At 56.7% G+C, this 19,208-nt stretch carries 29 protein-coding genes; 28 read left to right on the forward strand and 1 reads right to left on the reverse strand.

Annotated elements, in window-relative coordinates:
• Window positions 1-7: 7 nt before the first annotated feature.
• From rplB to bfr, 26 genes are all read left to right on the forward strand, one after another.
• The gene (gene rplB / locus DCO47_RS10325; protein ID WP_016772943.1) at window positions 8-832 is read left to right on the forward strand and encodes a 50S ribosomal protein L2; all 825 of its coding nucleotides are present in this window, start codon (window positions 8-10) and stop codon (window positions 830-832) included.
• A 16-nt stretch (window positions 833-848) separates the two neighbouring features.
• On the forward strand, window positions 849-1,124 hold the full coding sequence (rpsS, locus tag DCO47_RS10330; RefSeq protein ID WP_011336172.1) for a 30S ribosomal protein S19: 276 nt from the start codon (window positions 849-851) through the stop codon (window positions 1,122-1,124).
• Window positions 1,125-1,135: 11 nt separating this feature from the next.
• A complete protein-coding gene (gene rplV / locus DCO47_RS10335) occupies window positions 1,136-1,468 on the forward strand; it encodes a 50S ribosomal protein L22 (protein WP_003103908.1) in 333 nt (110 codons plus the stop codon).
• 13 nt (window positions 1,469-1,481) lie between these two features.
• Window positions 1,482-2,168, forward strand: coding sequence for a 30S ribosomal protein S3 (rpsC, locus tag DCO47_RS10340; RefSeq protein ID WP_003176422.1), 687 nt, complete (start codon window positions 1,482-1,484; stop codon window positions 2,166-2,168).
• Between the two features lie 12 nt (window positions 2,169-2,180).
• Entirely contained in the window at window positions 2,181-2,594 is a 414-nt protein-coding gene (rplP, locus tag DCO47_RS10345; RefSeq protein ID WP_003228729.1) for a 50S ribosomal protein L16, read from the forward strand.
• On the forward strand, window positions 2,594-2,785 hold the full coding sequence (gene rpmC / locus DCO47_RS10350; RefSeq protein ID WP_002555481.1) for a 50S ribosomal protein L29: 192 nt from the start codon (window positions 2,594-2,596) through the stop codon (window positions 2,783-2,785). Before rplP ends, rpmC begins: the two co-directional genes overlap by 1 nt.
• A gap of 2 nt (window positions 2,786-2,787) precedes the next feature.
• Entirely contained in the window at window positions 2,788-3,054 is a 267-nt protein-coding gene (gene rpsQ, locus DCO47_RS10355) for a 30S ribosomal protein S17 (protein WP_003194644.1), read from the forward strand.
• Window positions 3,055-3,077: 23 nt separating this feature from the next.
• Window positions 3,078-3,446 (forward strand): 50S ribosomal protein L14, encoded by a 369-nt coding sequence (rplN, locus tag DCO47_RS10360; protein ID WP_002555479.1) that lies wholly within the window; start codon window positions 3,078-3,080, stop codon window positions 3,444-3,446.
• Window positions 3,447-3,457: 11 nt separating this feature from the next.
• Window positions 3,458-3,772, forward strand: a complete 315-nt coding sequence (rplX, locus tag DCO47_RS10365; protein ID WP_003186046.1) for a 50S ribosomal protein L24 — start codon at window positions 3,458-3,460, stop codon at window positions 3,770-3,772.
• Window positions 3,773-3,792: 20 nt separating this feature from the next.
• Window positions 3,793-4,332, forward strand: a complete 540-nt coding sequence (rplE, locus tag DCO47_RS10370) for a 50S ribosomal protein L5 (protein ID WP_003210069.1) — start codon at window positions 3,793-3,795, stop codon at window positions 4,330-4,332.
• Between the two features lie 13 nt (window positions 4,333-4,345).
• Window positions 4,346-4,651: a 30S ribosomal protein S14 gene (gene rpsN, locus DCO47_RS10375; protein WP_003186042.1), complete on the forward strand. Its 306-nt coding sequence runs from the start codon at window positions 4,346-4,348 to the stop codon at window positions 4,649-4,651.
• Window positions 4,652-4,859: 208 nt separating this feature from the next.
• Window positions 4,860-5,252: a 30S ribosomal protein S8 gene (rpsH, locus tag DCO47_RS10380; protein ID WP_016772944.1), complete on the forward strand. Its 393-nt coding sequence runs from the start codon at window positions 4,860-4,862 to the stop codon at window positions 5,250-5,252.
• A 12-nt stretch (window positions 5,253-5,264) separates the two neighbouring features.
• Window positions 5,265-5,798 carry a 50S ribosomal protein L6 gene (gene rplF / locus DCO47_RS10385; RefSeq protein ID WP_003228722.1) on the forward strand — a complete coding sequence of 178 codons (534 nt, stop codon included), beginning with the start codon at window positions 5,265-5,267 and terminating at the stop codon, window positions 5,796-5,798.
• 10 nt (window positions 5,799-5,808) lie between these two features.
• Window positions 5,809-6,159, forward strand: a complete 351-nt coding sequence (gene rplR / locus DCO47_RS10390) for a 50S ribosomal protein L18 (RefSeq protein ID WP_003186037.1) — start codon at window positions 5,809-5,811, stop codon at window positions 6,157-6,159.
• 3 nt (window positions 6,160-6,162) lie between these two features.
• On the forward strand, window positions 6,163-6,663 hold the full coding sequence (rpsE, locus tag DCO47_RS10395) for a 30S ribosomal protein S5 (protein WP_007955637.1): 501 nt from the start codon (window positions 6,163-6,165) through the stop codon (window positions 6,661-6,663).
• A 2-nt stretch (window positions 6,664-6,665) separates the two neighbouring features.
• Window positions 6,666-6,842, forward strand: a complete 177-nt coding sequence (gene rpmD / locus DCO47_RS10400) for a 50S ribosomal protein L30 (protein ID WP_003176408.1) — start codon at window positions 6,666-6,668, stop codon at window positions 6,840-6,842.
• 3 nt (window positions 6,843-6,845) lie between these two features.
• Window positions 6,846-7,283 (forward strand): 50S ribosomal protein L15, encoded by a 438-nt coding sequence (gene rplO / locus DCO47_RS10405; RefSeq protein ID WP_003228720.1) that lies wholly within the window; start codon window positions 6,846-6,848, stop codon window positions 7,281-7,283.
• Window positions 7,284-8,612 carry a preprotein translocase subunit SecY gene (secY, locus tag DCO47_RS10410; protein WP_042610655.1) on the forward strand — a complete coding sequence of 443 codons (1,329 nt, stop codon included), beginning with the start codon at window positions 7,284-7,286 and terminating at the stop codon, window positions 8,610-8,612. It begins immediately after the preceding gene.
• A gap of 27 nt (window positions 8,613-8,639) precedes the next feature.
• Entirely contained in the window at window positions 8,640-8,756 is a 117-nt protein-coding gene (gene rpmJ, locus DCO47_RS10415) for a 50S ribosomal protein L36 (protein ID WP_002555468.1), read from the forward strand.
• Window positions 8,757-8,886: 130 nt separating this feature from the next.
• Complete coding sequence (gene rpsM, locus DCO47_RS10420; RefSeq protein WP_003186020.1) at window positions 8,887-9,243, forward strand: 30S ribosomal protein S13; 357 nt, start codon at window positions 8,887-8,889, stop codon at window positions 9,241-9,243.
• A gap of 30 nt (window positions 9,244-9,273) precedes the next feature.
• Window positions 9,274-9,663, forward strand: coding sequence for a 30S ribosomal protein S11 (gene rpsK, locus DCO47_RS10425; protein WP_002555466.1), 390 nt, complete (start codon window positions 9,274-9,276; stop codon window positions 9,661-9,663).
• 18 nt (window positions 9,664-9,681) lie between these two features.
• Entirely contained in the window at window positions 9,682-10,302 is a 621-nt protein-coding gene (gene rpsD / locus DCO47_RS10430) for a 30S ribosomal protein S4 (RefSeq protein ID WP_003176404.1), read from the forward strand.
• 22 nt (window positions 10,303-10,324) lie between these two features.
• Window positions 10,325-11,326: a DNA-directed RNA polymerase subunit alpha gene (gene rpoA / locus DCO47_RS10435; protein ID WP_016772946.1), complete on the forward strand. Its 1,002-nt coding sequence runs from the start codon at window positions 10,325-10,327 to the stop codon at window positions 11,324-11,326.
• Window positions 11,327-11,368: 42 nt separating this feature from the next.
• Window positions 11,369-11,755 carry a 50S ribosomal protein L17 gene (rplQ, locus tag DCO47_RS10440; protein ID WP_003176402.1) on the forward strand — a complete coding sequence of 129 codons (387 nt, stop codon included), beginning with the start codon at window positions 11,369-11,371 and terminating at the stop codon, window positions 11,753-11,755.
• A gap of 240 nt (window positions 11,756-11,995) precedes the next feature.
• Complete coding sequence (locus DCO47_RS10445; RefSeq protein ID WP_116658044.1) at window positions 11,996-13,450, forward strand: catalase; 1,455 nt, start codon at window positions 11,996-11,998, stop codon at window positions 13,448-13,450.
• Between the two features lie 149 nt (window positions 13,451-13,599).
• Entirely contained in the window at window positions 13,600-14,067 is a 468-nt protein-coding gene (gene bfr / locus DCO47_RS10450; protein ID WP_042610653.1) for a bacterioferritin, read from the forward strand.
• Between the two features lie 65 nt (window positions 14,068-14,132).
• On the opposite strand, the gene uvrA is transcribed toward bfr, so the two are convergent.
• A complete protein-coding gene (gene uvrA, locus DCO47_RS10455; RefSeq protein ID WP_042610652.1) occupies window positions 14,133-16,967 on the reverse strand; it encodes an excinuclease ABC subunit UvrA in 2,835 nt (944 codons plus the stop codon).
• A gap of 191 nt (window positions 16,968-17,158) precedes the next feature.
• On the opposite strand from uvrA, the gene DCO47_RS10460 reads away from it, so the two are divergent.
• Together DCO47_RS10460 and DCO47_RS10465 are read left to right on the forward strand one after the other, a co-directional pair.
• Entirely contained in the window at window positions 17,159-18,556 is a 1,398-nt protein-coding gene (locus DCO47_RS10460; RefSeq protein WP_064363993.1) for an MFS transporter, read from the forward strand.
• Between the two features lie 9 nt (window positions 18,557-18,565).
• Window positions 18,566-19,087, forward strand: coding sequence for a single-stranded DNA-binding protein (locus DCO47_RS10465; protein ID WP_042610650.1), 522 nt, complete (start codon window positions 18,566-18,568; stop codon window positions 19,085-19,087).
• The last annotated feature ends 121 nt before the right edge of the window (window positions 19,088-19,208 follow it).

Raw genomic sequence — 19,208 nt, forward strand, 5'->3', positions numbered from 1 at the left:
GTGCATCATGGCAATCGTTAAATGCAAACCGACTTCCCCTGGCCGCCGTTTTGTGGTCAAGGTGGTCAACCAGGAGCTGCATAAAGGCGCTCCTCACGCACCGCTGCTCGAGAAAAAATCGAAGTCTGGTGGTCGTAACAACAATGGCCGTATTACCACTCGTCACATCGGTGGTGGTCATAAGCAGCATTACCGTATGGTCGATTTCCGTCGCAACGACAAAGATGGCATCGTCGCCACTGTCGAGCGTATCGAATACGATCCAAACCGTACTGCTCACATCGCACTGCTCTGCTACGCAGACGGCGAGCGCCGCTACATCATCGCCCCTAAAGGCGTGAGTGCTGGCGACCAGCTGATCGCAGGCGCTCTGGCTCCAATCAAGCCAGGCAACGCTCTGCAACTGCGCAACATTCCAGTCGGTTCTACCGTACACGGCATCGAATTGAAGCCAGGTAAAGGTGCACAGATCGCTCGTTCCGCTGGTGCTTCGGCTCAGCTGATCGCTCGTGAAGGTGTCTACGTGACCCTGCGTCTGCGTTCCGGTGAAATGCGTAAAGTCCTGGCTGAATGCCGTGCGACCCTGGGTGAAGTCTCGAACTCTGAGCACAGCCTGCGTTCGCTGGGTAAAGCTGGTGCCAAACGCTGGCGTGGCGTTCGCCCAACCGTTCGTGGTGTTGCCATGAACCCGGTTGACCACCCACATGGTGGTGGTGAAGGTCGTACCTCTGGTGGTCGTCATCCGGTATCGCCATGGGGCTTCCCGACTAAGGGTGCGAAGACTCGTGGTAATAAGCGTACCGACAAAATGATCGTCCGTCGTCGCAAGTAAATAGAGGGATACGACAGTGCCACGTTCTCTGAAAAAAGGTCCTTTTATTGATCTTCACCTACTGAAGAAGATCGAAGTGGCGGCGGAAAAGAACGATCGCAAACCAATTAAAACCTGGTCGCGTCGTTCGATGATCCTGCCACAAATGGTCGGTCTGACCATCGCAGTACACAACGGTCGTCAGCACGTCCCAGTTCTCGTTAACGAAGACATGGTCGGCCACAAACTGGGCGAGTTCGCCGGTACCCGCAACTATCGCGGGCACGTGGCTGACAAGAAAGCCAAGCGTTAAGGGGTAAGGAAATGGAAGTAGCCGCTAAGTTGTCGGGCGCTCGAATCTCCGCCCAGAAAGCCCGCTTGGTCGCCGACCAGATCCGCGGGAAGAAGGTGGGCGAAGCGCTCAACCTGTTGGCTTTCAGCAGTAAGAAAGCCGCCGAGATCATGAAGAAAGTGCTGGAGTCGGCCGTAGCCAACGCCGAGCATAACGAAGGCGCAGACGTTGATGACCTGAAAGTCAGCACCGTTTTCGTCAACGAAGGGCGTTCGCTGAAGCGCATCATGCCACGTGCCAAAGGCCGTGCTGATCGCATCGTCAAGCGGTCTTGCCATATCACTGTCAAGGTTGCTGACAAGTAACGGAGTCGAAGAGATGGGTCAGAAAGTACATCCCATTGGCATTCGCCTGGGAATCGTCAAGGAGCACACCTCCGTCTGGTACGCAGACGGTCGGACTTATGCGGACTACTTGTTCGCAGATCTGAAAGTGCGTGAGTATCTCCAAGACAAACTAAAAAGCGCGTCCGTAAGCCGTATCGATATCCATCGTCCGGCCCAAACTGCACGCATCACCATCCACACCGCTCGTCCAGGTATCGTTATCGGGAAGAAAGGTGAAGATGTTGAGAAACTGCGTCAGGACCTGACCAAGCAAATGGGTGTGCCTGTGCACATCAATATCGAAGAGATCCGCAAGCCGGAGCTCGACGGTATGCTGGTTGCGCAGAGCGTAGCTCAGCAGCTGGAGCGTCGTGTAATGTTCCGTCGCGCTATGAAGCGCGCTGTACAGAACGCCATGCGCATTGGTGCCAAAGGCATCAAAATCCAAGTGAGCGGTCGTCTCGGCGGTGCTGAAATCGCACGTACTGAATGGTATCGCGAAGGTCGTGTGCCACTGCACACCCTGCGTGCCGACATCGACTATGCCAACTACGAAGCTCACACCACTTACGGTGTGATCGGTGTAAAGGTTTGGATCTTCAAAGGCGAAGTTATTGGTGGTCGCCAAGAAGAACTGAAACCACAAGCACCAGCGCCTCGTAAAAAAGCTGCTAAGTAAGGGGTACGCCAAATGTTGCAACCAAAGCGTACGAAGTTCCGCAAGCAGATGACCGGCCACAACCGTGGTCTGGCACTGCGCGGTAGCAAAGTCAGCTTCGGCGAGTTCGCGCTGAAGTCTGTTGCTCGTGGTCGTCTCACCGCTCGTCAGATCGAGTCAGCGCGTCGTGCTCTGACCCGTCACGTAAAACGTGGCGGCAAGATCTGGATCCGTGTATTCCCGGACAAGCCGATCTCCAAGAAACCTCTCGAGGTTCGTATGGGTAAAGGTAAGGGTAACGTGGAGTACTGGGTTGCCCAGATTCAGCCAGGCAAAGTCCTGTATGAAATCGAGGGTGTTTCTGAAGAGCTGGCGCGTGAGGCTTTCGCCCTGGCTGCTGCAAAGCTGCCGCTCGCCACCTCCTTTGTTAAACGGACGGTGATGTGATGAAAGCGAATGAACTTCGTGAAAAATCCGCACAGCAGCTGAACGAGCAACTGCTCGGCCTGCTGCGCGACCAGTTCAATCTGCGCATGCAGAAAGCAACTGGCCAGTTGGGGCAGTCTCATCTGCTCTCGCAAGTTAAGCGTGACATCGCTCGCGTGAAGACTGTGCTCAACCAGCAGGCAGGTAAGTGATCATGGCTGAAGCCGAAAAAACTGTCCGTACGCTGACTGGCCGTGTTGTCAGCGACAAGATGGACAAAACCATCACCGTTCTGATCGAGCGTCGCGTTAAGCACCCGATCTACGGTAAATACGTTAAGCGTTCGACTAAGCTGCACGCGCACGACGAAACCAATCAGTGCCACATCGGCGACAAAGTCACTATTCGTGAAACTCGTCCGATGGCCAAGACCAAGTCTTGGGCGCTGGTTGATGTTCTCGAACGCGCTGTGGAAGTCTAAGGGCTAGGGGTCGGAGAAATTATATGATTCAGACTCAATCCATGCTCGATGTGGCCGATAACAGCGGCGCTCGCCGTGTTATGTGCATCAAGGTGCTGGGTGGCTCCCATCGTCGTTACGCTGGTATCGGTGACATCATCAAAGTTACCGTGAAGGAAGCAATTCCGCGCGGTAAGGTGAAAAAAGGCCAAGTGATGACTGCTGTTGTAGTCCGCACTCGTCACGGCGTACGTCGTGCTGATGGCTCCATTATCCGCTTTGATGGCAACGCTGCTGTTCTTCTGAACAACAAGCAAGAGCCGATCGGCACCCGTATCTTTGGGCCAGTGACCCGTGAACTTCGTACTGAGAAGTTCATGAAGATCGTCTCGCTCGCCCCAGAAGTGCTGTAAGGAGATCCGACATGCAAAAGATTCGTCGTGACGACGAGATCATCGTGATCGCCGGCAAAGACAAAGGTAAGCGCGGTAAGGTGCTGAAGGTTCTTGCTGACAACCGTCTGGTTGTTGGCGGTCTGAACCTGGTCAAGCGTCATACCAAGCCTAACCCGATGTCGGGCGTACAGGGCGGTATCGTCGAGAAAGAAGCGCCACTGCACGCTTCCAACGTCGCCATCTTCAACGGCGAAACCAACAAGGCTGACCGCGTTGGTTTCAAAGTAGAAGACGGTAAGAAAATTCGTGTCTTCAAGTCGACCCAAAAAGCGGTTGATGCTTGAACACTGCTAGGTAGAAGACCATGGCACGACTAAAAGAGATTTACCGGAAGGAAATCGCTCCGAAACTTAAGGAAGAACTTAAGCTTTCGAACGTGATGGAAGTTCCGCGCGTTACCAAAATCACCCTGAACATGGGTCTGGGCGAAGCGATCGGCGACAAAAAAGTCATCGAGCACGCTGTTGCTGACCTGGAAAAGATCACCGGCCAGAAAGTCGTTGTGACCTACGCTCGTAAATCCATCGCTGGCTTCAAAGTCCGCGAAGGATGGCCGATCGGCGTCAAAGTGACCCTGCGCCGTGAGCGTATGTACGAGTTCCTGGATCGTCTGCTGTCGATCTCCCTGCCTCGGGTTCGCGACTTCCGCGGCCTGAATGCCAAGTCCTTCGATGGTCGTGGCAACTACAGCATGGGCGTGAAAGAGCAGATCATCTTCCCGGAAATCGACTACGACAAGATCGATGCTCTCCGCGGTCTGGACATTACCCTGACCACCACTGCCAAGAACGATGATGAAGGCCGCGCTCTGCTGCGTGCTTTCAAATTCCCGTTCCGCAACTGATTGGAGTAGGAAAATGGCCAAGAAGAGCATGAAAAACCGTGAGCTGAAGCGTCAGCTCACCGTTGCCAAGTACGCCACCAAGCGTGCAGCGCTGAAAGCTATCATCGTCGATCTGAACGCAAGTCCAGAAGCGCGTTGGGAAGCTACCGTAGCTCTGCAGAAGCAACCACGTGACGCAAGCGCTTCGCGCATGCGTAACCGTTGCCGCCTGACTGGTCGTCCGCACGGCGTGTACCGCAAGTTCGGCCTCGGCCGTAACATGCTGCGTCAAGCTGCAATGCGCGGTGACGTACCAGGTCTGGTTAAAGCCAGCTGGTAACAGTTGTCAAAGTCTCGATGTTCGGGTTCGCAAGAACCTGACCACCGGTGGCCTTGAATCTGAATCAAGCCCCTTTTGGGGCTTGATTCATTTCTGGGGTGTGTCTAGAATGACCGGCTCGCCTGAGCCCGTGTTTTTCTGCCCGGAAGTTCTCGGCGACAAGTAGTAGCCGCAAGGCTAATTTTTCTGTATTAGGAGCGTCTAGCCCATGAGTATGCAGGACCCGTTAGCGGACATGCTAACTCGAATCCGTAATGCCCAGATGGCTGAAAAGTCTGTCGTAAGCATGCCGTCTTCCACGTTGAAGGCTGCTGTAGCAAAAGTCCTGAAGGACGAAGGTTACATCGCGGATTTTCAGATCACCACCGACGCCAAGCCGTCGCTGTCCATCTCGCTGAAGTACTTCGAAGGCCGTCCGGTTATCGAAGAAGTGAAGCGCGTTAGTCGTCCAGGCCTGCGTCAGTACAAGTCCGTTGAAGATCTGCCGAAAGTTCGTGGCGGTCTTGGCGTGTCTATCGTCTCCACCAACAAAGGTGTGATGACGGATCGTGCTGCGCGCGCTGCCGGTGTCGGCGGCGAAGTTCTTTGCACTGTGTTCTAAGGGGGGATAAGCATGTCTCGCGTCGCTAAGAACCCCGTTAAGCTGCCAGCCGGTGTCGAAGTCAAATTCGCAGGCCAACAGCTTTCGGTGAAGGGTGCCAAGGGTACTCTTGAACTGAACATCCATTCGTCCGTTGAGATCGTTGAAGAAGCTGGTGAGCTGCGTTTCGCTGCTCGCAATGGCGATCAACAAACTCGCGCAATGGCCGGTACCACGCGTGCGTTGGTAAACAACATGGTCCAGGGCGTAAGCCAAGGCTTCGAGCGCAAGCTCCAGCTGGTCGGTGTTGGTTACAAAGCGCAAGCAAAAGGTCAGGTTCTGAACCTGGCTCTTGGCTTCTCGCACCCAGTGGATTACGAACTGCCGGAAGGCATCACCGCTGAGACTCCTAGCCAGACCGATATCCTGATCAAGGGCATCGACAAGCAGCTGGTAGGTCAAGTGGCCGCCGAGATCCGCGACTTCCGTCCACCAGAGCCGTACAAAGGCAAAGGTGTGCGCTACGCGGACGAAGTCGTCCGTCGTAAAGAAGCCAAGAAGAAGTAGGGCATAGCAAATGACCGACAAAAAAGTTACTCGACTGCGTCGCGCTCGCAAAGCACGCCTGAAAATGCACGAACTCGAAGTCGTGCGTCTCTGCGTGTTCCGCTCGTCGCAGCACATCTACGCCCAGGTCATCTCGGCCGACGGCAACAAAGTCCTGGCAAGTGCCTCGACTTTGGATAAAGAACTGCGTGATGGTGCCACTGGCAACATCGACGCGGCCACAAAGGTTGGCCAGCTGGTCGCTACGCGTGCTAAGGCCGCTGGCGTCTCGCAAGTGGCTTTCGACCGCTCTGGCTTCAAGTACCACGGCCGCGTTAAAGCGCTGGCTGATGCTGCTCGTGAAGCTGGGCTGGAGTTCTAAGTTATGTCAAATAACGACCAAAAGCGCGACGAAGGCTACATCGAGAAGCTGGTTCAAGTTAACCGCGTAGCCAAAACCGTTAAAGGCGGCCGTATCTTCACTTTCACCGCGTTGACCGTGGTTGGTGATGGTAAAGGGCGTGTTGGCTTCGGCCGTGGCAAGTCACGTGAAGTGCCTGCTGCGATCCAGAAGGCAATGGAAGCTGCTCGCCGCAACATGATTCAAGTTGACCTGAACGGCACCACTCTGCAGTACGCAATGAAGTCCGCTCACGGCGCTTCGAAGGTGTACATGCAGCCTGCTTCTGAAGGTACCGGTATCATCGCTGGCGGCGCTATGCGTGCTGTCCTCGAAGTTGCTGGCGTTCAGAACGTTCTGGCCAAGTGCTACGGCTCGACTAACCCGGTAAACGTGGTTCACGCCACTTTCAAGGGTCTGAAGGCTATGCAGTCTCCTGAGTCCATCGCTGCCAAGCGTGGCCTGCGTGTTGAGGAGATCAAGTAATCATGGCTACCGTTAAAGTAACGCTGATCAAAAGCATGACCGGCCGCATCCCTAACCACAAACTGTGCGTTAAGGGTCTGGGTCTGCGTCGCATCGGTCACACTGTAGAAGTCCAGGATACTCCCGAGAATCGCGGGATGATCAACAAGGCTTACTACATGCTGCGTGTCGAGGGTTAATCGATGAAACTCAATGATCTGAGTCCAGCGCCGGGTTCCCGTCGCGAAAAGCATCGTCCGGGCCGTGGTATCGGTAGTGGTTTGGGCAAGACTGGTGGCCGTGGTCACAAAGGTCAGACCTCCCGCTCCGGTGGCACCATTGCTCCAGGCTTTGAAGGCGGTCAACAGCCGCTGCATCGTCGCCTGCCCAAGTTCGGTTTCGTTTCCCTGAAAGCCATGGACCGCGCAGAAGTGCGTCTGTCCGAGCTGGCCAAAGTGGAAGGCGACATCGTTACTGTGCAGTCCCTGAAAGATGCCAACGTGATCAACGTCAACGTACAGCGTGTGAAAATCATGCTGTCCGGTGAAGTGACTCGCGCTGTCACTATCGGCAAGGGAATCGGCGCCACCAAAGGTGCGCGTGCGGCTATCGAAGCAGCTGGCGGCAAGTTCGAGGAATAAATGGCTAAGCAAGGTGCTCTCTCTGCGCTCGGCAAAGGCGGTATGTCTGAACTCTGGGCTCGTCTGCGTTTTCTGTTCCTGGCGATTATCGTCTACCGAATAGGCGCACACATCCCGGTTCCAGGTATCAACCCGGACCGACTCGCAGACCTGTTTCGACAGAATGAGGGGACCATTCTTAGCTTGTTCAACATGTTCTCCGGCGGCGCGCTGGAACGGATGAGCATCTTTGCACTGGGGATCATGCCGTACATTTCGGCATCGATCATCATGCAACTGATGACCGCCGTCAGCCCGCAGCTGGAGCAGTTGAAGAAGGAAGGTGAAGCTGGCCGTCGCAAGATCAGCCAGTACACCCGCTACGGCACCGTCGTCCTCGCTCTCGTTCAGGCTATTGGCATGTCCATTGGCCTGGCGGGGCAGGGCGTTGCGTTCACTGGTGACTTTGGCTTCCATTTCGTCGCGGTAACCACTTTTGTGGCTGGTGCGATGTTCATGATGTGGCTGGGTGAGCAGATTACTGAGCGTGGTGTAGGCAACGGTATCTCGATGTTGATCTTTTCGGGTATCGTCGCCGGTCTTCCGAGAGCAATCGGGCAGTCTTTCGAGTCTGCGCGTCAGGGTGATATCAACATCTTCGCCCTGGTTGCCATCGGTTTGCTGGCAGTAGCGATTATCGGTTTCGTGGTGTTCATTGAGCGTGGCCAGCGTCGTATCGCTGTTCACTACGCCAAGCGTCAGCAGGGCCGCAAGGTTTTTGCTGCGCAGACAAGCCACTTGCCGCTGAAGGTGAACATGGCCGGTGTTATTCCGGCTATTTTCGCGAGCAGCATTTTGCTGTTCCCGGCTTCGTTGGGTGCCTGGTTCGGTCAGTCTGAAGGTATGGGCTGGTTGCAGGACATCTCGCAGTCGATCGCTCCTGGTCAGCCGTTGAATATTCTGCTGTTTAGTGCAGGGATTATTTTCTTCTGCTTCTTCTATACGGCGTTGATGTTCAATCCGAAAGACGTAGCGGAAAACCTGAAGAAGTCCGGTGCCTTTATTCCGGGCATCCGTCCAGGTGAGCAGTCTGCGCGCTATATCGATGGCGTTCTGACCCGCTTGACCATGTTCGGTGCTCTTTACATGACGGCCGTGTGCCTGTTGCCCCAGTTCCTGGTGGTTGCAGCAAACGTTCCGTTCTACCTTGGCGGGACCTCGTTGCTGATCGTGGTCGTGGTTGTGATGGACTTCATGTCCCAAGTACAATCGCACCTCGTTTCGCACCAGTACGAATCCCTGATGAAGAAAGCCAACCTGAAGGGTTACGGCAGCGGCATGTTGCGCTGAGTACCCATAAGGTTCGAGGAGTTGGTGATGAAAGTTCGTGCATCGGTGAAAAAGCTGTGCCGTAACTGCAAGATTATTCGCCGCGAAGGTGTTGTTCGAGTAATTTGCAGCGCGGAACCGCGTCACAAACAGCGCCAAGGCTGAGTGTGATTGTGCTTCAAGCCCGGTAGCTAGTGCGCTACCGGGTTGATTATTTGTTATTACAGCGATATTATCTCGCGCCCTATTTCTTGGCTTCCGGGGCGTAGGTAGCTGTCAATTGGAGTCCCACTGAATGGCCCGTATTGCAGGCGTTAACATTCCAGATAACAAGCATACTGTTATCTCGCTGACCTACATCTATGGTGTTGGTCGCACTACTGCGCAGAAGATCTGTGCAGTGACTGGGGTAAACCCAGCAGCAAAGATCAAAGATCTGAGCGACGAGCAAATTGAACAGCTGCGTGGCGAAGTGGCGAAGTTCACCACTGAAGGTGACCTGCGTCGCGAAATCAACATGAAAATCAAGCGCTTGATGGACCTCGGTTGCTATCGCGGTCTGCGTCATCGTCGTGGTCTGCCAGTACGCGGTCAGCGTACCAAGACCAACGCGCGTACCCGTAAAGGTCCGCGTAAGCCGATCCGCAAGTAATCGCCCCAGCGAATCGACAGGAATTTAATCATGGCAAAACCTGCTGCTCGTCCTCGTAAAAAAGTTAAAAAGACAGTGGTTGATGGCATCGCCCACATCCATGCATCTTTTAACAACACCATCGTGACCATTACCGACCGTCAAGGTAACGCTCTTTCCTGGGCTACCTCCGGTGGTTCGGGTTTCCGCGGTTCCCGCAAGTCCACCCCGTTCGCTGCTCAAGTAGCTGCTGAGCGTGCTGGTCAAGCTGCGCTGGAATACGGCCTGAAAAACCTCGACGTCAACGTCAAGGGTCCAGGTCCAGGTCGTGAATCCGCAGTCCGCGCTTTGAACGGCTGTGGCTACAAGATCGCCAGCATCACCGACGTGACGCCAATCCCGCACAACGGGTGCCGTCCGCCGAAGAAGCGCCGCGTGTAATCCAGGAGATTGTAAAGAATGGCTCGTTACATTGGTCCAAAATGCAAACTCGCTCGTCGCGAAGGCACCGATCTCTTCCTGAAGAGCGGCGTGCGCGCGATCGAATCGAAGTGCAACATTGAAGCAGCACCTGGTATCCACGGCCAACGCCGCGGCCGCCAGTCCGACTACGGCACCCAACTGCGTGAAAAGCAGAAGGTCCGTCGTATCTACGGCGTTCTCGAGCGTCAGTTCAGCGGCTACTACAAAGAAGCTGCTGGCAAGAAAGGTGCAACCGGTGAAAACCTGCTGCAACTTCTCGAATGCCGTCTGGACAACGTTGTATACCGTATGGGCTTTGGTTCGACTCGTGCCGAATCCCGTCAGCTGGTATCGCACAAGTCGATCAGCGTCAACGGTCAGACCGTAAACGTCCCGTCGTATCAGGTTCGTGCTGGTGACGTGGTTGCAGTTCGCGAGAAAGCAAAAAACCAACTTCGCATTGTCCAAGCTCTCGATCTGTGTGCCCAACGTGGCCGCGTAGAATGGGTAGAAGTAGACACTGAGAAGAAGTCGGGCGTTTTCAAGAACGTTCCTGCTCGCAGTGATCTGTCCGCCGACATCAACGAAAGCCTGATTGTCGAGCTCTACTCCAAGTAAGGGCTAGAAAATAGGTGCATCCATGCAGATTTCGGTAAATGAGTTCCTGACACCCCGCCACATTGATGTGCAGGTTGTCAGTCCAACCCGCGCCAAGATCACTCTCGAGCCTCTCGAGCGTGGTTTTGGCCACACCCTGGGCAACGCGCTGCGCCGCATCCTGTTGTCCTCAATGCCCGGCTGCGCAGTAGTCGAGGCCGAGATTGACGGTGTGCTCCACGAGTACAGCGCCATCGAAGGTGTACAGGAAGACGTAATTGAAATCCTGTTGAACCTTAAAGGTCTGGCCATCAAGCTGCACGGTCGTGACGAAGTTACGCTGACCTTGTCGAAGAAGGGTTCGGGGGTGGTTACCGCTGCCGATATTCAGCTGGATCATGATGTCGAGATCGTTAATCCCGATCACGTAATCGCTAACCTGGCGTCTAACGGCGCCCTGAACATGAAGCTCACCGTAGCTCGTGGTCGTGGTTATGAACCAGCCGACTCGCGTCAGAGCGATGAAGACGAAAGCCGCAGCATCGGTCGCTTGCAGCTCGATTCTTCGTTCAGCCCGGTTCGCCGTATCGCTTACGTGGTGGAAAACGCCCGTGTCGAGCAGCGTACCAACCTGGACAAGCTGGTTATTGATCTGGAAACCAACGGTACTCTGGATCCTGAAGAGGCTATCCGTCGCGCTGCAACCATCCTGCAACAGCAGCTGGCTGCGTTCGTCGACCTCAAAGGTGAAAGTGAGCCGCTGGTTGTCGAGCAGGAAGACGAGATCGATCCGATCCTGCTTCGCCCGGTTGACGATCTGGAACTGACTGTACGTTCGGCTAACTGCCTTAAGGCGGAAAACATCTACTACATCGGCGACCTGATTCAGCGTACCGAAGTAGAGCTGTTGAAGACTCCGAACCTGGGTAAGAAATCCTTGACTGAAATCAAGGACGTTCTGGCCTCCCGCGGTCTGTCCCTCGGCATGCGCCTCGACAACTGGCCGCCTGCAAGTCTTAAGAAGGACGACAAGGCGACTGCCTGATCGTCGTAATCACCGAACGTAGTGTTTGGTAAGGAATGAACCATGCGTCATCGTAAAAGTGGTCGTCACCTGAGCCGCACCAGCTCGCACCGCAAGGCCATGTTCCAAAACATGGCGGTGTCGCTGTTCGAGCACGAGCTGATCAAAACTACTCTGCCAAAAGCCAAAGAACTGCGCCGCGTTGCCGAGCCGCTGATCACTCTGGCCAAGACAGACAGCCTGGCTAACCGCCGTCTGGCTTTCGACCGTACTCGTTCGAAAGCTATCGTTGGTAAGCTCTTCAACGACCTGGGCAAGCGTTACGCTACCCGTGAGGGTGGCTACCTGCGCATCCTCAAGTGCGGTTTCCGCGCTGGCGACAACGCGCCTATGGCGTACGTCGAGTTGGTTGATCGTGCTACTGCTGGCGAAGCTGTATCCGCCGAGTAAGACGTCAGTCTGAAACAAAGAACCGGGCCTAGTGCCCGGTTTTTTGTGCCTGTAAGAAATGCGTCGTCCGTACAAGTTTCTGACATGGTCGAACTGCCACTATGTGCCGGGAAAACATAATTAGTAATTATCTATCGATGTCTGCAAGTTAATGAATTTGTAGCGATAACGTCGATGATCAATACTTCCCGCCAAGCCCATTAGCCGGCAGTTCAAAGACTGACAGAGGAAGAAGACCGCATGAGCCAGACCAAAACGCTTACAACCGCGAGTGGCGCGCCAGTCGCTGACAACCAGAATTCCCGCTCCGCCGGCCCACGCGGTCCGCTGCTGCTCGACGATTTCCACCTGCTCGAAAAGCTCGCGCACTTCAACCGTGAAAACATTCCTGAACGCCGCGTGCACGCCAAAGGCTCGGGCGCTTACGGTACGTTCACCGTCACTCGCGACATCACCGAATATACCAGCGCAAAACTGTTCGAATCGGTAGGTAAACAAACGCCAACCTTCCTGCGCTTTTCCACCGTAGGTGGCGAGCGTGGTTCGGCCGACACCGAGCGCGATCCGCGCGGTTTCGCCTTGAAGTTCTATACCGAAGAAGGCAACTGGGACATCGTCGGCAACAATACGCCGGTGTTCTTCATCCGTGATCCACTGAAGTTTCCGGACTTTATCCACACGCAAAAGCGTCTGCCGCAAAGCAATCTGAAAAGTGCGCAGATGATGTGGGATTTCTGGTCGCATTCGCCTGAAGCGCTGCACCAGGTGACCATTCTGTTTTCTGATCGCGGCATTCCGGATGGCTACCGTCACATGCACGGCTTCGGTAGCCATACGTACAGCCTGATCAATGCCAAAGGCGAGCGTCATTGGGTCAAGTGGCATTACAAGACGCAGCAAGGCATCAAGAACCTGGCGCCCGCCGACGCCGCCCGTTTGGCGGGAACCGACCCGGACTACGCGCAGCGTGACCTGTTCGAGGCCATCGAGCGCGGTGATTTCCCGAAATGGCGCGTGTGCATTCAGATCATGACCGAAGCGCAAGCGGCCGCTCATTACGAAAACCCGTTCGACGTCACCAAAACCTGGTCACAGAAAGAGTTTCCGCTGATCGAAGTCGGTGAGCTGGAGTTGAACCGCAACCCGCTGAACTACTTCGCCGAAGTTGAACAGGCTGCATTCGGCCCGAGCAACATGGTGCCAGGCGTGGGTTTGTCCCCGGACCGCATGCTGCAAGGCCGCGTATTTGCCTACGCTGACGCGCACCGCTACCGCGTTGGCACCAACCACCAGCAATTGCCGGTGAATGCTCCACGCAGTCCGGTGAACACTTATCAGCGTGACGGCTCCATGGCGTTCGGCAGCAATGGTGGTGCGGCGCCGAACTATGAACCGAGCAGCTACATCGAGTCGCCGAAACAAGCACCACATTACGCAGAGCCAGCACTGGCCTTGAACGGTGCCGCAGATCGCTATGATCACCGCGAAGATACCGATTACTACAGCCAGGCCGGTGCGTTGTTCCGCTTGATGAGCGAGGAGCAGAAAGCGCTGCTGGTCAGCAACATCGCGGGTGCGATGGCAGGTGTTTCCAGCGACGTCGTCGATCGTCAGTTGCAGCATTTCTACAAAGCCGATCGGGCGTATGGAGAAGCAATCGCAAACCTGCTCAACGTACAGCTTAACGAAGTCTAAACGAGAAGCAGAACCGCCCTCATTTGGGCGGTTTTTGCGTTATTTGGCCTGCTTTTCTCGGAATATCTTCGCTTTTATTGCGCGAAGCGGGTGACCTTCCGGTCAGGTTGGTTCAAACTACAGACTTTCAGGAAGGGAGATGTAGGGCGATGCAAGGCCACCCAGATGTAATCGATTACCTCAATACGTTGCTGACCGGCGAACTGGCCGCGCGTGACCAATATTTCGTTCATTCGCGGATGTATGAGGACTGGGGGTTCACCAAGCTCTACGAGCGCATCAACCACGAGATGGAAGAAGAAGCAGGCCACGCCGATGCATTGATGCGGCGGATCCTGATGCTCGAAGGCACGCCACGCATGCGTCCGGATGATCTGGATGTCGGCACTACGGTGCCGGAGATGCTCGAAGCTGATCTGCGCCTCGAATACAAAGTCCGCGCTGCGCTTTGCAAAGGCATCGAGCTTTGCGAGCAGCACCAGGACTACGTCAGCCGCGAGATTCTGCGGGTTCAGCTCAACGACACTGAAGAAGATCACACCTACTGGCTGGAAAAGCAGTTGGGTCTGATCAAGCTGATCGGTCTCGAGAACTACCTGCAATCCCACGCGTCCTGATTGCAACGGCTACAAAAAAGCCCCTGTCACTTTAACGGTGACAGGGGCTTTTTCATGCCTTGCAGTTAAGCCCGATCGCGGATCAGCAACGGCTTGAGGTAATGGCCGGTGTGAGACTGCTTCATTTCGGCTACCTCCTCCGGCGTGCCGGTGGCAATGATCTGACCCCCTTTGGAACCGCCCTCAGGACCGAGGTCCACCAGCCAGTCAGCGGTCTTGATCACATCGAGGTTGTGCTCGATGACCACCACGGTGTTGCCGTGATCGCGCAGGCGATGCAGAACGTCGAGCAACTGCTGGATATCCGCAAAGTGCAGACCGGTGGTCGGCTCATCGAGGATATACAGGGTCTTGCCGGTATCGCGCTTGGACAGCTCGCGCGACAACTTGACCCGCTGTGCTTCACCTCCGGACAGGGTCGTCGCCGACTGCCCGAGTTTGATGTACGACAGGCCGACATCCATCAGCGTCTGCAGCTTGCGCGCCAGTGCTGGCACCGCGTCGAAGAACTCCCGAGCTTCCTCGATGGTCATTTCGAGGGTCTCGTGGATGCTCTTGCCCTTGTATTTGATCTCAAGGGTTTCGCGGTTGTAGCGCTTGCTCTTGCACACATCGCAGGGCACGTAGATGTCCGGCAGGAAGTGCATCTCCACCTTGATCAGGCCATCGCCCTGACACGCCTCGCAACGCCCGCCCTTGACGTTGAACGAGAAACGCCCAGGGCCATAACCACGAGAGCGTGACTCGGGCACGCCGGCAAACAGTTCGCGGATCGGCGTGAACAGCCCGGTATACGTCGCCGGGTTGGAACGCGGTGTACGACCGATCGGGCTCTGGTCGATATCGACGACTTTGTCGAGATGCTCCAGACCTTTGATGCTGTCGTGTGCCGCCGCTTCAAGCGTGGTCGCGCCATTGAGTGCCGTGGCGCTCAGCGGGAACAGCGTGTTGTTGATCAGCGTCGATTTGCCCGAGCCGGATACGCCGGTCACGCAGGTCAGCAGGCCGATCGGGATATCCAGATCGACATTGCGCAAGTTGTTGCCACGCGCACCTTTGAGCGACAGGTTGAGCTTCTTGTTGCGCGGCGTGCGTTTGGCCGGCACTTCGATCTTCACCCGGCCGGACAGGTATTTGCCGGTCAGCGAATCCGGGTGCGCCATGACTTCGTCCGGCGTGCCTTCGGCAACAATCTGCCCGCCGTGCACACCTGCGCCAGGGCCGATATCGACAACATAGTCAGCCAGACGAATCGCGTCTTCATCATGCTCGACCACGATCACCGTGTTGCCGATATCGCGCAAATGCTTGAGCGTGCCGAGCAGCCGGTCGTTATCGCGCTGATGCAGGCCGATGGACGGCTCATCGAGGATGTATAGAACGCCAACAAGTCCGGCGCCAATCTGGCTGGCGAGACGGATCCGCTGCGCCTCGCCACCGGAGAGTGTGTCGGCGCTGCGATCCAGGGACAGATAATCGAGGCCGACGTTGACCAGGAACTGCAGACGCTCGCGGATTTCCTTGAGGATCTTGTCGGCGATCTCTCCGCGCCGCCCGGTCATCTTCAGTGCAGCGAAATATTCGCAGGCATCGCCGATCGGCAGATTGGTCACTGCCGGCAAGGTTTTCTCACCGACCCACACGTGCCGCGCTTCACGGCGCAGACGCGTGCCGCGGCAATCCGGGCAGGCCTGATGGCTGAGGAACTTGGCCAGCTCCTCGCGCACGCTCGCCGATTCGGTTTCGCGGTAACGGCGCTCCAGATTGGGCACGATGCCTTCGAACGGGTGCGAGCGTTTGACGATGTCGCCACGGTCGTTCAGGTACTTGAAGTCGACGTTCTGCGAGCCGCTGCCGTGCAGGATGAACTTCTGCTGCTCGGCGCTCAGGTCGTTGAAAGGCTTGTCCAGGCTGAACTTGTAATGCGAGGCGAGTGAGCCAAGCATCTGGAAGTAATAGACGTTGCGCCGGTCCCAGCCGCGTATCGCGCCCTCGGCGAGGGTCAGCTCGCCGTTGACCAGACGCTTGATGTCGAAGAACTGCTTCACGCCCAGGCCATCGCAGGTCGGGCAGGCGCCGGCCGGGTTGTTGAAGGAAAACAGCTTGGGTTCCAGCTCGCTGATCGCGTGGCCGCAGATCGGGCAGGCGAAGCGTGCGGAGAAGATCATTTCTTCGCCCGGCTCGTCGTCCATCGGCGCCACCAGGGCAATGCCATCAGCCAGTTTCAGCGCGGTCTCGAAGGACTCGGCCAGACGTTGCTGCAGATCGGCGCGAACCTTGAAGCGATCGACGATGACGTCAATCGAGTGCTTCTTCTGTTTATCCAGCTTCGGCAGCTCGTCGAGTTCGCAAATGCGCCCGTTGACCCGGGCGCGGACGAAACCTTGCGCACGCAATTCTTCGAAGACTGACAGGTGTTCGCCCTTGCGCTCGCGGATCACCGGTGCCAGCAGCATGAGTTTGCTGCCTTCCGGCTGCGCCAGCACCAGATCGACCATCTGGCTGACGGTCTGCGCTTCCAGCGGAATGTCGTGATCCGGGCAACGCGGCGTACCCACGCGGGCATAGAGCAGACGCAGGTAGTCGTAGATTTCGGTGATGGTGCCGACCGTGGAGCGCGGGTTGTGCGAGGTCGACTTCTGTTCGATGGAGATCGCCGGCGACAGGCCTTCGATGGTGTCGACGTCGGGTTTTTCCATCATCGACAGGAACTGCCTGGCGTAGGCCGACAGCGATTCGACATAGCGGCGCTGACCTTCGGCATACAGCGTGTCGAACGCCAGGGATGACTTGCCGGATCCGGACAGGCCGGTGATGACGATCAGTTTGTCCCGTGGCAGGGTCAGGTCGATGTTCTTCAGGTTGTGGGTACGGGCCCCACGTATCAGGATCTTGTCCAAAGTGGCCTCGCTCGGCGGGCGTCGAAAACGTAGGAGTATACGGGCAAATACTGGATGGATGCACACTATCCAACGAAGGGCGTTCTGCCGTTCATGAAGAGAGTTTCATCTATACGCGTCATAGCGTCGCGATATACCCCGTCTTCCGATGGGACTGGTAGAATCGCCGCCGGTTCACACGAGGTTTTTCCATGCACGATCCCCACAGCGAACGCATGAGTGGCAGCGAGACCCGCGCGGCGAGCGGTCTGGCCCTGGTGTTCGCCTTCCGTATGCTTGGCATGTTCATGGTGTTGCCGGTGCTGGCGACCTATGGCATGGATCTGGCGGGAGCGACCCCGGCCCTGATCGGGCTGGCGATTGGCGCTTACGGTCTGACCCAGGCGATTTTCCAGATCCCGTTCGGGATCATTTCGGATCGCATCGGTCGTCGACCGGTGATCTACCTCGGTCTGATTGTCTTCGCTCTCGGCAGTGTTCTCGCGTCCCAGGCCGATTCGATCTGGGGCGTGATCGCCGGGCGGATCCTGCAGGGCGCCGGGGCGATTTCCGCGGCGGTCATGGCGCTGCTTTCCGACCTGACCCGCGAACAGCATCGCACCAAAGCCATGGCCATGATCGGCATGACCATCGGCCTGTCGTTCGCCGTGGCCATGGTCGTGGGGCCGTTGCTCACCAGCGCTTTCGGGTTGTCGGGACTGTTCCTTGCCACTGGCGCGATGGCGCTGGTCGGCATCCTGATCATCATGTTCATGGTGCCGCAGTCCACCGGTCCACTGCAGCATCGTGAATCCGGCGTGGCGCGACAGGCACTGATGCCGACGCTCAAGCACCCGGACCTGCTGCGCCTCGATCTGGGCATCTTTGTGTTACATGCCATGTTGATGTCGAGCTTCGTTGCTCTGCCGCTGGCGCTGGTGGAAAAAGCCGGTTTGCCCAAGGAGCAGCACTGGTGGGTCTACCTCACCGCATTGATGATTTCGTTCTTCGCCATGATCCCGTTCATCATCTACGGCGAGAAGCGACGCAAAATGAAACGAGTTTTGCTCGGCGCCGTCATGACACTGATGCTGACTGAACTATTCTTCTGGCAGTTCGGCGATAGCCTGCGCGCCCTGGTGATCGGCACGGTGGTGTTCTTCACCGCGTTCAACCTGCTCGAGGCATCGTTGCCGTCGCTGATCAGCAAGGTTTCACCGGCAGGCGGCAAGGGCACGGCCATGGGCGTGTACTCCACCAGCCAGTTCCTCGGTTCGGCACTCGGCGGGATACTCGGCGGCTGGTTGTTCCAGCATGGCGGTCTGTCGGTTGTGTTCCTCGGATGCGCCGCGCTGGCTGCACTTTGGCTGGCCTTTGCTGTTACCATGCGCGAACCTCCCTACGTGACGAGCCTGCGCTTGCCGTTGTCGCCCGAAGCGATCCGCGAAGCGGGTCTGGTCGAGCGCCTCAAGGCCCTGGTAGGGGTAACAGATGCAGTGATAGTCGCCGAAGAGGCGGCTGTTTACATCAAACTGGACAAAGAATTAGTGGATCGCACCACCCTCGAACGCCTGGTCAACAACCCGGCCGGGGCTGCGTGCGACGCTTAGGAGAACGTTATGGCCCGTGGGGTTAACAAAGTCATATTGGTCGGCACTTGCGGCCAGGATCCCGAAGTTCGCTACCTGCCTAACGGTAACGCCGTGACCAACCTGAGTCTGGCCACCAGCGAACAATGGACCGACAAGCAGACCGGTCAGAAGGTCGAAAAGACCGAGTGGCACCGTGTGTCGATGTTTGGCAAGGTTGCCGAGATCGCTGGCGAATACCTGCGCAAGGGTTCGCAGGTCTACATCGAAGGCAAGCTGCAGACCCGCGAGTGGGAAAAGGACGGCATCAAGCGTTACACCACTGAAATCGTGGTCGACATGCAAGGCACCATGCAATTGCTCGGCGGCCGTCCACAGCAGGGCGACCAGCAAGGCGGCGGCAACAATTACCAGCAGCAGGCGCCACGTCAGCAGGCCCCACGCCCGCAGCAGTCGGCTCCGCAGCAGCGTTCGGCTCCACCAGCGCCGCAGCAGGCCGCACCGCAACCGGCTCCGGATTTCGACAGCTTCGATGACGATATTCCGTTCTGATTTGCCGCTGTAAACGCTTCCAATGAAAAGGCCCGTCGCTTAAACGACGGGCCTTTTTTGTGAGGCTATTTCAGCGCGACCCCTATCACCTGTAGGAGCTGACGAGTGCAACGAGGCTGCG

Source organism: Pseudomonas sp. NDM (genome assembly GCF_003105095.1).
In the GTDB taxonomy this organism is placed as follows: Bacteria; Pseudomonadota; Gammaproteobacteria; order Pseudomonadales; family Pseudomonadaceae; genus Aquipseudomonas; species Aquipseudomonas moraviensis_A.

Excerpts from the sequence above, each read along its gene's own strand:
- rplB (WP_016772943.1), top strand. The coding sequence starts at position 8 with ATGGCAATCGTTAAATGCAAACCGACTTCCCCTGGCCGCCGTTTTGTG.
- rplV (WP_003103908.1), top strand. The coding sequence starts at position 1,136 with ATGGAAGTAGCCGCTAAGTTGTCGGGCGCTCGAATCTCCGCCCAGAAA.
- rpsC (WP_003176422.1), top strand. The coding sequence starts at position 1,482 with ATGGGTCAGAAAGTACATCCCATTGGCATTCGCCTGGGAATCGTCAAG.
- rplP (WP_003228729.1), top strand. The coding sequence starts at position 2,181 with ATGTTGCAACCAAAGCGTACGAAGTTCCGCAAGCAGATGACCGGCCAC.
- rpmC (WP_002555481.1), top strand. The coding sequence starts at position 2,594 with ATGAAAGCGAATGAACTTCGTGAAAAATCCGCACAGCAGCTGAACGAG.
- rpsQ (WP_003194644.1), top strand. The coding sequence starts at position 2,788 with ATGGCTGAAGCCGAAAAAACTGTCCGTACGCTGACTGGCCGTGTTGTC.
- rplN (WP_002555479.1), top strand. The coding sequence starts at position 3,078 with ATGATTCAGACTCAATCCATGCTCGATGTGGCCGATAACAGCGGCGCT.
- rplX (WP_003186046.1), top strand. The coding sequence starts at position 3,458 with ATGCAAAAGATTCGTCGTGACGACGAGATCATCGTGATCGCCGGCAAA.
- rplE (WP_003210069.1), top strand. The coding sequence starts at position 3,793 with ATGGCACGACTAAAAGAGATTTACCGGAAGGAAATCGCTCCGAAACTT.
- rpsN (WP_003186042.1), top strand. The coding sequence starts at position 4,346 with ATGGCCAAGAAGAGCATGAAAAACCGTGAGCTGAAGCGTCAGCTCACC.
- rpsH (WP_016772944.1), top strand. The coding sequence starts at position 4,860 with ATGAGTATGCAGGACCCGTTAGCGGACATGCTAACTCGAATCCGTAAT.
- rplF (WP_003228722.1), top strand. The coding sequence starts at position 5,265 with ATGTCTCGCGTCGCTAAGAACCCCGTTAAGCTGCCAGCCGGTGTCGAA.
- rplR (WP_003186037.1), top strand. The coding sequence starts at position 5,809 with ATGACCGACAAAAAAGTTACTCGACTGCGTCGCGCTCGCAAAGCACGC.
- rpsE (WP_007955637.1), top strand. The coding sequence starts at position 6,163 with ATGTCAAATAACGACCAAAAGCGCGACGAAGGCTACATCGAGAAGCTG.
- rpmD (WP_003176408.1), top strand. The coding sequence starts at position 6,666 with ATGGCTACCGTTAAAGTAACGCTGATCAAAAGCATGACCGGCCGCATC.
- rplO (WP_003228720.1), top strand. The coding sequence starts at position 6,846 with ATGAAACTCAATGATCTGAGTCCAGCGCCGGGTTCCCGTCGCGAAAAG.
- secY (WP_042610655.1), top strand. The coding sequence starts at position 7,284 with ATGGCTAAGCAAGGTGCTCTCTCTGCGCTCGGCAAAGGCGGTATGTCT.
- rpmJ (WP_002555468.1), top strand. The coding sequence starts at position 8,640 with ATGAAAGTTCGTGCATCGGTGAAAAAGCTGTGCCGTAACTGCAAGATT.
- rpsM (WP_003186020.1), top strand. The coding sequence starts at position 8,887 with ATGGCCCGTATTGCAGGCGTTAACATTCCAGATAACAAGCATACTGTT.
- rpsK (WP_002555466.1), top strand. The coding sequence starts at position 9,274 with ATGGCAAAACCTGCTGCTCGTCCTCGTAAAAAAGTTAAAAAGACAGTG.
- rpsD (WP_003176404.1), top strand. The coding sequence starts at position 9,682 with ATGGCTCGTTACATTGGTCCAAAATGCAAACTCGCTCGTCGCGAAGGC.
- rpoA (WP_016772946.1), top strand. The coding sequence starts at position 10,325 with ATGCAGATTTCGGTAAATGAGTTCCTGACACCCCGCCACATTGATGTG.
- rplQ (WP_003176402.1), top strand. The coding sequence starts at position 11,369 with ATGCGTCATCGTAAAAGTGGTCGTCACCTGAGCCGCACCAGCTCGCAC.
- DCO47_RS10445 (WP_116658044.1), top strand. The coding sequence starts at position 11,996 with ATGAGCCAGACCAAAACGCTTACAACCGCGAGTGGCGCGCCAGTCGCT.
- bfr (WP_042610653.1), top strand. The coding sequence starts at position 13,600 with ATGCAAGGCCACCCAGATGTAATCGATTACCTCAATACGTTGCTGACC.
- DCO47_RS10460 (WP_064363993.1), top strand. The coding sequence starts at position 17,159 with ATGCACGATCCCCACAGCGAACGCATGAGTGGCAGCGAGACCCGCGCG.
- DCO47_RS10465 (WP_042610650.1), top strand. The coding sequence starts at position 18,566 with ATGGCCCGTGGGGTTAACAAAGTCATATTGGTCGGCACTTGCGGCCAG.